This window comes from Pseudonocardia sp. DSM 110487, from assembly GCF_019468565.1.
Taxonomy (GTDB): domain Bacteria; phylum Actinomycetota; class Actinomycetes; order Mycobacteriales; family Pseudonocardiaceae; genus Pseudonocardia.
Window position 1 is genome coordinate 7,962,709 of sequence record NZ_CP080521.1, and the last position, 13,299, is coordinate 7,976,007.

10 protein-coding genes are annotated in these 13,299 nt (G+C 71.0%); 5 read left to right on the forward strand and 5 right to left on the reverse strand.

The features are described from left to right. Window positions 1-39 precede the first annotated feature (39 nt). Together K1T35_RS37265 and K1T35_RS37270 are read left to right on the forward strand one after the other, a co-directional pair. Window positions 40-660 (forward strand): TetR/AcrR family transcriptional regulator, encoded by a 621-nt coding sequence (locus K1T35_RS37265; RefSeq protein WP_220256412.1) that lies wholly within the window; start codon window positions 40-42, stop codon window positions 658-660. Window positions 661-932: 272 nt separating this feature from the next. Then, window positions 933-1,601, forward strand: coding sequence for a TetR/AcrR family transcriptional regulator (locus K1T35_RS37270; protein ID WP_220256413.1), 669 nt, complete (start codon window positions 933-935; stop codon window positions 1,599-1,601). Here K1T35_RS37270 and K1T35_RS37275 read toward each other — a convergent pair. After that, window positions 1,573-2,313, reverse strand: coding sequence for an SDR family NAD(P)-dependent oxidoreductase (locus K1T35_RS37275; protein ID WP_220256414.1), 741 nt, complete (start codon window positions 2,311-2,313; stop codon window positions 1,573-1,575). The genes K1T35_RS37270 and K1T35_RS37275 overlap by 29 nt on opposite strands. An 87-nt stretch (window positions 2,314-2,400) precedes the next feature. Here K1T35_RS37275 and K1T35_RS37280 point away from each other — a divergent pair, with 87 nt between their 5' ends. After that, window positions 2,401-3,201: an enoyl-CoA hydratase/isomerase family protein gene (locus tag K1T35_RS37280; RefSeq protein ID WP_220256415.1), complete on the forward strand. Its 801-nt coding sequence runs from the start codon at window positions 2,401-2,403 to the stop codon at window positions 3,199-3,201. A gap of 261 nt (window positions 3,202-3,462) precedes the next feature. Here K1T35_RS37280 and K1T35_RS37285 read toward each other — a convergent pair whose 3' ends face one another. The 3 genes from K1T35_RS37285 to K1T35_RS37295 all read right to left on the reverse strand — a co-directional run bounded on the left by K1T35_RS37285 (window position 3,463) and on the right by K1T35_RS37295 (window position 6,269). Beyond that, the gene (locus K1T35_RS37285; protein WP_220256416.1) at window positions 3,463-4,470 is read right to left on the reverse strand and encodes an LLM class flavin-dependent oxidoreductase; all 1,008 of its coding nucleotides are present in this window, start codon (window positions 4,468-4,470) and stop codon (window positions 3,463-3,465) included. A gap of 145 nt (window positions 4,471-4,615) precedes the next feature. Next, a complete protein-coding gene (locus tag K1T35_RS37290; protein ID WP_220256417.1) occupies window positions 4,616-4,771 on the reverse strand; it encodes a hypothetical protein in 156 nt (51 codons plus the stop codon). Between the two features lie 223 nt (window positions 4,772-4,994). Beyond that, complete coding sequence (locus K1T35_RS37295) at window positions 4,995-6,269, reverse strand: lactate racemase domain-containing protein (RefSeq protein ID WP_220256418.1); 1,275 nt, start codon at window positions 6,267-6,269, stop codon at window positions 4,995-4,997. A 241-nt stretch (window positions 6,270-6,510) separates the two neighbouring features. Between K1T35_RS37295 and K1T35_RS37300 the strand changes: the two genes are divergently transcribed. Beyond that, the gene (locus tag K1T35_RS37300; protein ID WP_220256419.1) at window positions 6,511-9,120 is read left to right on the forward strand and encodes a glycosyl hydrolase; all 2,610 of its coding nucleotides are present in this window, start codon (window positions 6,511-6,513) and stop codon (window positions 9,118-9,120) included. 414 nt (window positions 9,121-9,534) lie between these two features. Then, window positions 9,535-11,682 (forward strand): DEAD/DEAH box helicase, encoded by a 2,148-nt coding sequence (locus K1T35_RS37305; RefSeq protein ID WP_255621147.1) that lies wholly within the window; start codon window positions 9,535-9,537, stop codon window positions 11,680-11,682. Between the two features lie 274 nt (window positions 11,683-11,956). Here the strand turns inward: K1T35_RS37305 and K1T35_RS37310 are convergent, their stop codons facing one another. Beyond that, window positions 11,957-13,270 (reverse strand): MFS transporter, encoded by a 1,314-nt coding sequence (locus K1T35_RS37310; protein WP_220256421.1) that lies wholly within the window; start codon window positions 13,268-13,270, stop codon window positions 11,957-11,959. Window positions 13,271-13,299 lie beyond the last annotated feature (29 nt).

Here is a 13,299-nt window from a genome sequence, read left to right on the forward strand (position 1 = left end):
TACGTCACCGTATCCTGTAGCCGCGACTAGGGTGTGCAGATGCTCGAGTTCGACGCCGCCGACGAACCCGCGCCGGTCCAGCGCCGCAAGCGCGGAGACGAGCTGCGCACGGCGATCCACGCCGCCGTGCTCGACGAGCTCCGCGAGGGCGGCATCACCGCCTTGACCATGGACGCCGTCGCGGCAAGGGCCCGCACCGGCAAGGCCACGCTCTACCGCCACTGGCCGAGCAAGACCGACCTGGTGCTGGACGCCTTCCAGTCCTCGTTGCCGCACATCGACGTCCCCGACGACGACGGCGACATGCGTGGGCAGCTACTGGCGGTGCTGCGCCAGACCGCCGACATCTTCGACAGTCACGTCGGGGCAGCGGTACTCGCCTTGGTCGGCGAGTGCATCCGGACGCCGGAACTCGCCGAGGCCCTCCGCCCGCACATCGTTCTCCCGTTCACCGGGCCGCTCATGGAGGTGAGCCGGCGCGCTGCGGTGCGCGGGGAGATCGCCGCCACTGCTCTCACCCCGCGCGTCACGATGGTCGGCCCCGACCTCCTACTGGCCCACGCCGTCTTCAACGGACTAGCCATCCCCGACACAGTCGTGGTCGAGATCGTCGACCTCGTACTGCTCCCCTTGCTGCGCGGCTACTCGCCACCCGCCTGACCAGCACGACCCCGACGAAGCCGGCGCCCCAGCCCTCCGGTGGTCGAGTAGGGACGGCGCCCCAGCGCCGGCCCGTATCGAGACCACACCCCCCGAGGCCGTCGCGTCTCACTGTCTCGATACGCGGATCGAACCCGTGGGCGCGGCATGGAGGCCCGCGCGATCTCGCGATCAGCTGACGAGTCGAAGAACTGTCCGACCGGTCGACCGACCTACACTCTGTTCGTCCGGGCTGGTGACCCAGCCCCGCCTGCGACGGGAGCGGATGATCAGTGGCTGAGCCAGTGACGGCCACGGCCGCCCGGCCGACCAGCCGGGTTGCGCGACGACGCGACCGCCGCAAGGCCGAGATCGTCCGCACCGCGACGGAGCTGCTGGCCGAGCACGGCTACCAGGGGATGAACCTGGAGGACGTCGCCGAACGGACCGACATCGCCAAGGCCACCCTCTACCACTACTTCTCCGGCAAGGACGAGCTGGTCGCGACGGTGATCGAGGCGCTGACGGTCGACGTCAACCGGCGGCTCGAGGCGGAGCTCGACAAGGTTTCCGACCGCAGCCACCTCGAACAGATCCGCACGCTGATCCGGGAGCAGGTCCGCATCCTCACCGACACCGCCCCCGAGGTCGCCACGGTCTTCTCATGGCCGACGACGTGGCCGGAGTCCTTCCAGGACACCATCAAGGACAGCAGGCGCCGCCACGACGCGATCTTCCGGCGAGTGGTGGAGGCCGGGCTCGCCGCGGGCGAGTTCGACTGCCCGAACCCCGACGTCGCCCTGCAGTGCCTGCACGGCGTGCTCAACCAGTCCTCGCTGTGGATCCGTCCCTCGCTGCCCCCTGAGCAGAAGACCGAGCTGTGGGAGGCCGTCGTCGACACCGCCTCCCGGATGCTCAGCCTCGAGAACGCCGTCAGCCGGCCATCGTCAGGCCGCCGCTGACGCTGAGCACCTGGCCGGTGATGAAGTTCGAGTAGTCCGAAGCGAAGAACAGGACCGCGTCGGCCACCTCTTCCGGGGTCGCGAGCCTGCGGAACGGAATGGCCCGGACCAGCCCCTCCCGGACCTTCTCGGGCAGGGTCGCGAACAGCGGGGTGTCGGTAGGGCCGGGACACACGCAGTTGACGTTGATGCGATGGCGGGCCATCTCCCTGGCCAGTGACTTGGTGAACGCGATCAGCCCGCCCTTGGTGCCCGCGTAGACCGTCTCCCCCATGCTGCCGACCCGTCCCGCGTCGCTGGCGATGTTGACGATCTTGACGGTGCGCTCCGCCGCGAGGATCGGCTCGAGGAACGCGCGGGTCAGCCGGATCGGTCCGAGGAAGTTCACCGCGGCCAGGCGCTCCCACAGCTCGTCGTCGTTGTCCATGAACGGTTCGGCGCGATCGAAGCCCGCCGCGTTGACGATCACATCCGGCACGCCGTGTGCGGCGACCACCTCATCGCGAAGTGCCAGGATCGCCTGCCTGTCGGCCAGGTCGACCTGGTGCGCGGTGGCCCGGCTCCCGATCGTCCGCACCGCGGCGGCGAGCCCGTCGGCGTCGCGGTCGGCGGCGGCGACCGTGGCGCCCGCCGCGGCAAGCGCGACCGCGGTGGCCCTGCCGATGCCCGACGCCGCCCCGGTCACCAGCGCCACTCTGTTCCCGAGATCCACCACCGAACGGTATCGACTCGCCGCCCGTTCTCCAACCGATGAGTCGGTTTTTGGGCGCCTCGGTCGACATGTGGTTGACTCGGGCCGGTGAGCTTCGACGCGTACCAGCAGCTGACGTTCTCCCGCCGCGCGAACGGTGTCCTGCTCATCACGCTCGACCGGCCGGAGAAGTACAACGCCGCCGACGAGGTGATGCACGGCGAGCTCGCCCGGGTCTGGACCGACGTCTCCGCCGACCCCGAGACCCGCGTCGCGGTCATCACCGGCGCGGGCAAGGCGTTCTCCGCCGGTGGTGACCTCGCGATGGTCGAGCGGATGACAGGCGACTACGACCGGGTCTCGCACATGCTCAAGGAGATGAGCGACCTCGTCTACAACATCATCAACTGTGAGAAGCCGATCGTCTCGGCCATCAACGGCGTCGCCGTCGGCGCAGGCACCGTCGCCGCATTGCTGGCCGACATCGCCATCGCCGCCGACGACGCCCGCATCGGCGACGGGCACGTCAAGCTCGGCGTCGCCGCCGGGGACCACGCCGCGATCATCTGGCCCCTGCTGGCCGGGATGGCGAAGGCCCGCTACTACCTGCTCACCGGCGAGATGATCACCGGCGCCGAGGCCGAACGACTCGGCATGGTCGCCAAGGCCGTGCCCCGCGACCAGGTCCTCGACGAGGCCCTTCGCGTGGCCGACGCGCTCGCCACCGGCTCCCGGCCCGCGATCCGGCTCACCAAGAAGGCACTCAACAACTGGCTGCGCGCCGCTGGACCCACGTTCGACCAGTCCGCCGCATACGAGATGTTGACCTTCCTCGGACCGGACGTCGTCGAGGGCTGTGCGGCGCTGCGCGAGAAGCGCGCCCCCCGCTTTCCGTCCGCCAATTCCTGACCGGAAGAACCTGACACATACCCGCACTCGATACCGGCAGGTCACCGCGGCGATCAAGGGCTGATGGTCGCGATTGGAGATCATCTGGCGACCATTTCGCCTTGATCGTCGCGTGGTCACCGGAATGGCGGCTTGATCAGCAGTTCGGCGCGTTCCCGGGTCGTTTTCGCCCGCTTTCGCGCCGAAGCCTTGATCATGCCCGTGGAACCGGGGTGATGTCGTCCCTGCCGGCGTGTCGCGCCGAGGTGCTGATCGTGCCGATCAGGACGTCCAGCCCGACGCGACCTCGATCAGCGCCAGCTCGTTGGCGTGGACCCGCTCCTGGTCGACCCCGAAATGCGGCGGGTAGAGCAGCGCCCAGTCGACGACATCGGCGTAGCGGCGCAACTGTTCGGCCACGTCCTCCGGCGCACCGAACACGGCCCGCTCCTCGGCCATCGCCTCCCCCGCTGCGACCACCCCGGCCACGTCGCCACCGGCGACCGCCGCGCGCGCAGCGGCCCGCTCGGCGCCGAACCGACCCTCCGGGAACAGTGCGTCGTAACCCTTGGGTGTGGCGTAGAACCCGACCTGAGCCGCCGCGTCACGCCGTGCCGCACGCACGTCGGAGCCGGCAGCGGCGACGATCTGGGTCGTCATCCGCAGCCGCGCCACGTCCCGGCCCGATCGGGCAGCGCCCTTCGCCAGCAACGGGCGAGCGGTGTCACGCAGGTAGCCGGCCGAGGCGATCGTGTGCCCCACGAACCCGTCGGCGCACTCACCGACCGCCCTGATCATGTGCTCCCCCACGCCTGCGGCCATGATCGGCACGCTGTCGGGCAACGCGGTGCGCTCGTAGTGCCCCAGCGTCACGCGGTCGAAGTCGCCCTCGAACCGGAACGGGCCGCTGCGGTGCGCGATCAGCCGCCGGACCAGCTCGACCCGCTCCCGCACCTGCGGCGCCGGGTGCTGCAGCGCGGCGCCGTACCAGTCCTGGTTCATCCGGCGCGTGCTGCTGCCCACGCCCAGCACGAACCGGCCCCCTGCGATCGCCTGCACGTCGGCGGCGGCCGACGCGAGCGCCAGCGCCGAGCGGGCGAACAGCGGGGTGACGCTCGTGCCGACGAGCGCGTTCTCGGACACCGCGGCGAAAGCTGCCGCCCGGGTGAGGCTGCTGCGGTTGTAGTAGTCGATGCTCCACAGCGAGTGCACGCCCGCTCGGTCGGCCGCCCGGACGATCCTCAGCGCATCGGCCGGGTCCTCGTCCATGACCACGAGCCCGATCTTCATGCCGCACTCCTCTCGAACGCCGCCGGCGGCGACTGGTCACTCTGGCCCGAGTGCCGCGATCGGGCCAGACACGCGAACGGTTCGAGACGGGCTTTCCGCCCGTCTCGAACCGTCGGCTGGGTGGGCCTACAACCGCGATGCGCGGTCAGAACCAGACTTTTCGACCGCCTACCGGACGACCGACGTTTCCGAGGATGAAGAACACGATGCCGACGATGAGCACGATGGAGCCGACCGTGTAGAGGATGCTCAGGCCGGTCAACCAACCGACGAGCAGGAGTACGAGTCCGAGGATGATCACAGCGCAGTTCTCCTTTCGATGCAACTGGCCTTGACCGTGGCGACGACGGTTGACGGATGACGGCGCGCTGTTGCCCCGCGCTCACGTGAATAGAGCGACGCGCCCGCCTGCGTGACACTGCGTTCCCGGCCCCGCCGCGATCAAACCATCGGGCATCGAACGGCCCCGCAGCTGACGACCCGACCGAACTGATCTGTTCGCAGGTCGAGCCCCCTGTGCCGCCTCAACGCAGCCGGAACAGCATCTCCCCCGCCCGCGGCACCACCAGCGTGTCCGGGTCGGCGGCGAACGCCGCGACGTCGATCGACGCCGGGTCGAGGTAGCCGAGGTTCGCCGAGCGGCAGATGTCCTCGGGGATTGCCGATGCCAGCGTCACCTGCACGCGCAGCCGCTCCTCCCCCGTCTCCGGGTCGTAGCTGCCGGCGCCGCGCAGGTGCGTCGAGTGCGCGAGCACGCCCCAGTGGATGTGGGCGAACCGGTCCCACTGCGCGAGGAAGTAGTCGCGGCAGTGGTAGCCGATCTCGTAGATCTCCCGGTGGGTGGAGGACAGCTCCTTGACGTGCGGGGCGTAGAGGATCACTTCGCCGCCGTCGGCCACCACCGGTTCGAGCTTGTAGAAGCCCTTGGCCGCCGTCCAGATCTCGTCGTACATCGGCGGGACGATCGAGAGCACCCGGCGGACCGGCGCGTCGAGATAGGTCACGTGCGTGGCGGCGCACACCTGTGCCGCCGACGCCCACGACGCCCGGGTCTCCCCGAACGACACGCTGTGCAGGCCTGCCTCGGCCTCGGCGGTCACCACGCACAGCGCGAGCTTCTCCGACGGGATCAGCGCCGCCCCATCGTCGATCAGTGCGCGCACCGGCGTGATCCCGGTGGTGCCGATGATCTCGGCGGAGGTGATCAGGGCGCCGAGCCAGTGCGAAACGTCGATGATCTTCTGGCCGCCGACTCCGGGGAAGAAGTACTTGTTGCCGCCCGAGATGCCGACGACCTCGTGCGGCAGCACCGGGCCGAGCACGAGTGCGACGTCGTGCTCCACCACAGCCCGGTTGAGCAGCACCGGGACGTCGAGGCTCATCCGGCCCTCCGACAGCTCGGCGATCCGGGCCGCCGGGATCGTTCCGAGGTCGGCGAACGTCTCGGCCTTCCACCACTCGTGGTTGACCACCGTGGTGCCGGGATAGGTCTCCTCCAGTCGTCCCGGTACGTAGCCGAGGTGCCGGGCCAGCGCCTCCTCTCCCATCGCGGCGTGGGTGCCCAGCGCGACCAGCACCGTCAGCCGGCTCACCCGGCCGTGCAACGCGCCGTGCACCGCGCGCAGGAGGAGCGGTAGCGGACAGGTCCGGGTGGCGTCCGGCACCAGCACGCAGACGCTGCGCCCGTCGAAGGGATGGGCGGCGAGCCGCTCGCGCACGAACGCCGTGATCTGGTCCTCGTCGAGCACGGTGGCGGCATCCCCCAACCGCGCGGCCGGCACCTCTCCGATCGACGTCATGACCACACCTTCCGGTCCGGCACACCGCACTCGCAAGGGCGCGGTCTCGGCCGGATCAGCGATCCGTGCAAGCGCTGAAGCCGCCGACGGGGCCTGAGGGCAGCACCGCTTGCGTTCTGAATCGCTTCAAGCGACTTCCCGACGTCACGGTCCTCCACGGGAAGTTGGTGCCGAAGCAGGGACATTGATACGTTCCAATTCCGTCGCATCGATGGAGCCGGCGACCCGAGGAGTCGAGACGATGCCGTCAACGGGGCAGGACGTACGCGCGCTGCGGGCCGGCTTCGCCGCCCCTCCGCCGGATGGCCGGGTCATGATGCGGTGGTGGTGGTTCGGCCCCTTCGTCGAGGAGGCCGAGCTCGCCCGCGAGCTGGCGGCCATGGCGGCGGCCGGCATCGGCGGCGTCGAGGTCGCCCACGTGTACCCGATGTCCGCATCCGAGGCGGACCGGGAGGCGGGTGGATTCCTGTCCGAGCGACACCTGTCCCGGCTGCGGTTCGCCGCCGAGACGGCGTCCCGGCTCGGCCTCCGCTTCGACGTCACCATCGGCAGCGGATGGTCCTACGGCGGCCCGCACATCACCGATGAGACCGCCGCCCGGCGGCTGCGGTGGGACGTGCGCGAGGTGCCGCCGCGTCCACTCCGGATAGCCACGACGCAGCCGTGGCCGGGTGACGAGCTCGTCGCCGCGTACATCGGCGACGGTTCGGAGCAGGAGCCGCCCACCAGCTGGGCACAGCTGCGGGTCCACGACGGCGCGGTCCACGTCCCCGAGGGCTCGGGACCGCGGATGGTCCTCCTCGCCGTCTCGAGCCCCACCGGCCAGAACGTCAAGCGCGCCGCGGTTGGCGCCGAGGGCCCGGTGCTCGACCACTGCAGCCGGGCCGCCACCGAGGCGCACCTGCTGGCAGTCGCCGACCCGATCCTCGCGGCGGTGTCGAGCGAGCTCGTGACCGCGGTTTTCTGCGACAGCCTCGAGGTGTACGCGGCGGACTGGACGCCAGCCCTGCCCGCCGAGTTCCGCGCCCGCCGCGGATACGACCTCCTGCCCGAGCTGCCGCTGCTGCACACTCGCGGCGAAGGCTGCGAGCGGGTCCGCGCCGACGTCGCGGCGACGCTCGGGGAGCTCTACGAGGAGAACTTCGTCGCCGTCGTGCGCGAGTGGGCGCGGGAACACGGTGTGCTGTTCCGCATCCAGAGCTACGGGCAGCCGCCCGGCACGCTGTCGGCCTACCGGCACGCCGACCTGCCGGAGGGTGAGGGCTGGGGATGGCGCTCGGTCACGCAGACCAAATGGGCGACGTCGGCCGGGCACCTCTACAACCGTCCGGTGATCTCGTCGGAGACCTGGACCTGGGTGCACTCGCCGTCCTTCGCGGCAACACCGCTCGACCTCGCCGGTGAGGCGCACGAGCACCTGCTCCTCGGCGTCAACCAGCTCATCGGGCACGGCTGGCCGTACTCGCCACCCGGCGCGCCCGGTTGGATCTTCTACGCGTCCGGCGCCCTCAACGACGCGAACCCGTGGTGGCCCGCGATGGCAGAGCTCACCCGGTACCTGCACCGCCTGTGCTGGCTGATGCGGCAGGGTGAGCCGGTCGTCGACATCGCGCTCTACGCCCCGAGCCGCGACGCCGTACAGCACTTCACCCCGGGTACCCGGGGCTACCTCGACCTCTGGCACGCCACCCGCCAGCACATCGGGGATGCGCTGCCCGCCGCGTTGCGCGAGGCCGGGTACGACTACGACCTCGTCGACGACACGGCCCTCCAGGAGGCCGACTGGAACCGGTACCGCGCGGTCGTCCTCCCGTTCGTGCGGGATCTGCCGGAGGCCACCGAGCGGCTCCTCGAGAAGCACCCCGCCGTCGTGACCGTCGGAGGCATCGTGCGCCGGGACGGTTGGACCGCCATCGAGGACGTCGATGCGCTGCCGCCCGTGCTCGGCGCGCTCGTGCCGCCGGACGCCCCGTCGACACCCGATGTCGGCGTCGCACACCGCCGCGTGGGCGACGCCGACGTCTACTTCGTCGCGAACACCGGCCCGTCCCCGCGCGCGTTCTCCCTGCTGCCGCGCGACGCCGCGGCCGCGTTCGAGCGGTGGGACGCCCGGACCGGGCGCGCCCATCGGATCAGCACGCGCGACGGTGGGGTGCCGCTCGAGCTCCAGCCGTACGAGGCGGCCGTCGTCGTCGCGCTGCCCACGCCCGGCGCGGAGGTCCCGGACACACCTGCCGCCGGCCCGGTCGAGACGGTCGACCTCGCCGGGCCGTGGACCGTCACGTACGCCGACATCCCGCACGTCCGGCAGGCCGTGGCACTTCCGCACCGGTGGGAGGACGACCCCGGGCGGGCCGACTACTCGGGCGCCGCCATGTACGAGACGACCGTCGGCGTCGCGGCCGAGCGCCTCCGCGGGCGGGTCCTGCTCGACCTCGGTCCGGTGCATACCCGCGATCAGGACGTCGCAGGCGAGCGGGGCCTGCGCGGGGCGTCGTTCCGCGCAGAGGTCACCGCGCCGGTGGGCGAGGTCGTGCAGGTCATGGTGAACGGCGACGACTGCGGCTGGGCGTGGGCGCCGCCGTACACCGTCGACGTCACCGACCGGCTGCGCGCCGGGGAGAACACCATCGCGCTCCGCGTGCTGAACACCGGGATCGGGGCGCTGCGCGCCGGCACCGAGCTCAGCGCTGCCGCCGAGGCGGTGACGCGCACCTACGGCAAGCGGTTCCGCATGCAGGACCTCGAGCTCGCGCGGCGGCCCACGACCTCGGGCCTTCGCGAGGTGCCTTCGCTGCGGTTCACCGGATCGGTCACGCCGGCCGGTCCCCGCCCCGATCAGCCGAGGTAGGCAACGGTTTCGCGGGCGACGCCGCACAGACAGCGGGCGGGGTTCGACCGCCGCAGCCGCGATGGCCTCGGGGGGTAGCGCCGGCCTCGGCGATCTCGGTGGTGTGACCGGACCCGCCGGGCCAGGATCGCCACGGGTCGTCGCCCGCGAGGTACGATGACCACGGGTACCGAGCCTGCGGACGCGCTCGTCTGGCGACGCCGGCCCTGTGCGGGGGATGCCAAGGCCGCCTATCAGTGGCGATGTCACGCCGCCGCATGCGGGCGGACTGCTTGCCGGAGCGTCGCTCCGAGCAGATCCGCGGCTCCACTCACGTTCCGAGGAGCCACCACGGCCCTCGACCCGGCGATGTCCATCGCTCGATCGCAGCACTTGCGCGGCACGGCTGCCGGACCGCGCACCCAGGAGGAGTCAGTGGCTCGACAAGGCCAGCCCCGGACACGGGCTCGCCACAGCGTCCCGCGCGACCGTCGTCACGGCCGCCGTCGCGACGAGGTCAACCGGGACGTCAACCAGGACGTCTACTCGGTGCTCGCCCGCGCGGTCCGGGAGGTCGAGGCAGCGCTGCGGAGCGGTCGCGCCACGCCCGCGACACGCACGAAGTTCCAGGCCGTCGCGTTGATGCTCCGTGATGAGCGCGCCAGGGTGCGGGCAGAGGAGAACAGCAGCGACGCACACCGGGCCGAGCAGCTCAAGCGCCTCGACGGCATCGCGACCATCCTCGCGAAGAGCGCCGTGCGTGATTACGAGCTTCTCGCGCTCCTCACCGAGGATGCCGTCGTCTCCGACGAGGCTCGCTCGCTCAAGCGGGACATGCTGAGGACCGCGGGCATCGAGCCGGTGGCCGAGGAGCTCCCGCCCGCTGAGCCCGATGTGGCCGCCACCGAGAACCGGGTGGTGCCGCGGTCGGTCGTCTCGCGGCAGCTGGCGAACCCCTTCCTCGCCCCCGACGTCGCCGCCGTCCGGCCGAGCGCACCCCGCCCGACGCGGCTGGCCACGTGGGAGCTGATCGGCCCGCTGCTCAGCTCGTTCGAGCGCGCGGGAAGCGGCGCCTCGGCGTGCATGGCCCTCCCCTCGCCGACCTCCCGGTACACGCCGCGCGGCATGGAGCTGATGCCGCACCAGGGCGGGCTGGTCGCCGCGGCCGCCGCGGGCCACCGGACCTTCCTGCTCGCCGACGAGCCGGGGCTGGGCAAGACGGCCCAGGCGCTGCTCGCCGCGGAGGCGGCGAACGCCTATCCGCTGCTCGTGGTCGTGCCGAACGTCGTCAAGACGAACTGGGCGCGCGAGGCCGGGATGTGGACGCCCCACCGCTCGGTCACCGTGATCCACGGGGACGGTGACTCGATCGACGGGTTCGCCGACATCGTCGTCGTCAACTACGAGGTGCTGGACCGCCACGTGGGGTGGCTCGGCGACTTCGGGCTGCGCGGCATGGTCGTCGACGAGGCGCACTTCATCAAGAACAAGTCCTCCCGGCGCTCGCGCAACGTGCTGGCGCTCTCCGAGCAGATCCGGTCCTTCACCGCGCGCCCGCTGCTGATGGCCCTCACCGGCACCCCGCTGATCAACGACATCGAGGACTTCCGGGCGATCTGGCAGTTCCTCGGCTGGATCGACGAGAAGAAGCCGCTCGCCGAGCTGATGAACGCCCTCGACGGCACGGGCCTGACCCCCGCCGACCCTGGGTTCTACGCCGCGGCCCGTCAGTCCGTCGTCGATCTCGGCATCGTCCGTCGCCGCAAGGTCGACGTGGCCGCCGACATCCCCGCGCGCCGCGTCGCCGACCTCCCCGTCGAGCTCGAGGGGGCGGCCGGCCGGTCGATCCGGGCGGCCGAGCGCGAACTCGCCCGCCGGATGGTGTCGCGCTACGACGACGCGCTGGCCGCCCGCCGAACCGGCGCCGTCGTCGAGGGGATCGACCACGATCTCGTGCGCCAGGTGGCCAAGTGGGAGCAGAAGGATGCGACCACCTCGAAGACCGGCGAGAACGTCTTCAGCATGATGCGGCGCATCGGCCAGGCGAAGGCGGGCCTCGCCGCCGACTACGCGGCCCAGCTCGCGCGCAGCGCGGGCAAGGTCGTCTTCTTCGCCAAGCACGTCGACGTGATGGACGCCGCCGAGGAGACGTTCGCCGAACAGGGCATCCGCTTCTCGTCGATCCGCGGCGACCAGACGCCAGCGGTGAGGCAGCGGAACATCGACGCCTTCACGAACGACGCCGGCGTGGCCATCGCGGTCTGCTCGCTGACCGCGGCCGGTGTGGGCATCAACCTCCAGGTGGCCTCCGACCTCGTGCTCGCCGAGCTCTCCTGGACCGCCGCGGAGCAGACCCAGGCGATCGACCGCAGCCACCGCATCGGTCAGACGCAACCCGTCACCGCGTGGCGCATCATCGCCGCGCAGACGATCGACGCCCGGATCGCCGAGCTGATCGACGGCAAGGCAGGCCTCGCCGCGCAGGCGCTCGACGGCTCGGAAGAGGAGATCGGGTCCTCGGCCGACGTGCAGCACGAGGCACTCGTCGCGTTGCTGATCGACGCACTGTCGGCCAGGGGTTGACACGACCTCGACGACTCGCCAGACCTGGTCGTCCCCGGCCACGATCCCGAGGTCTTCGCCCGGTTCCCGAGGGTGAACGGCGTATCGGCGGTCCGGATCGCCTAGGTGGCTGGCGTCTTTCGCGTGGCGGACCGGCCTCCGGAGGTGGTCTTCGGTGGGGCCTCCGGTGGCGCCGCGCAGTGCGCGGGGCCGCCAGGAGGCCGGTTCAGGCCCAGGACACCAACCACCGAAAGACACCAGCCACCTAGGAGGGGTCCTGACTCAGGTGCTCCGCTCAGGCGGGCGCCGTCTCCGGCTTCCCCAGCTTCTCGAGGGGGAGCCGGTAGGTCTCGCGCATCGTGAGCGCGGCGATCATCGCGACGAGCGCCGCGCCGGAACCGAACATCGCGACCGGCACCCAGTTCTCCAGCCCCGGGCCGGCGAGGGCGGCGGCGATCGATGGGGCGAAGCCGCCCAGCGCGAACCCGAACTGCGTCCCGACCGCCACCCCCGACATCCGCACCCGGGTGTCGAACTGCTCGTTCCACAACGCGAAGGCGGCCCCGCTGTAGGCGCTGTAGACGATCCCCGATTGCAGGATGCCGAAGACGAAGACCAGCACGATGTTCTGCTGGCTGATCGACCAGATGAAGGGCCAGATCAGGATCGCGGGACCGAGGGCGCCCACGACGTAGACCGGCTTGCGCCCGATCCGGTCGGCCAGCATCCCCCACAGCGGGATCGCGCCGAGCGCCACCACGTTGGCGAGGGCGACCATCCACAGCATGCTCGTGCGGGACAGCCCCATCGTGTTGACGCCGTAGGTCAGGGCGTAGATCGAGAAGAGCGTGCTGATGACGGAGACGAGGGCGGCGAAGAGCACCTTCAGCACCACGGGCGTGTAGCTGCGGAACAGCACCGGCAGCGGGGCGCGGCGCACCTCTTGGCGCTCCTTCTCCTCCTCGAAGACCGGGCTCTCGCGCAGGGCGCGCCGGATCCACAGGCCGACGAACATCACGATGGCGCTGAGCAGGAACGGGATCCGCCAGCCCCAGCTCAGCAGTGCGTCCTCCGGGAGCGCGCCGATCGGGATGAACACCACCGTGGCGAGGATGTTGCCGCCCTGCGTGCCGGCGAGGGTGAAGCTGGTGTAGTAGGCGCGGCGGTCCTCCGGGGCGTGCTCGAGGCTGGCCGAGCTCGCGCTCGACTGCTCGCCCGCCACCGCGAGGCCCTGCGCCACGCGCAGGACCAGAAGCAGGATCGGCGCGGCGATGCCGATCTGCTCGTAGGTCGGCAGTATCCCGATCAGGAACGTCGCGAGCCCCATCCCGACCAGCGTGATGACCAGGACGTTCTTGCGCCCGATGGTGTCCCCGAGGTGCCCGAGGATGAACGAGCCGACCGGCCGGGCCACGTAGGCCACGCCGAACGTGGCCAGCGAGGCGATCGTGGCCGCGGTCGGGTTGCCGGCCGGGAAGAAGATCTTCGGGAAGACCAGCGCGGCGGCCGTGCCGTAGATGAAGAAGTCGTAGTACTCGAGGGCGCTGCCGATCCAGGCGCTGATCGCAGCCTTCCTGGGCGTCTTCAGGCTGTGCAGGGAGTCGTCCATGCCATCCCCTTCGATGACGTCGGAGCGCC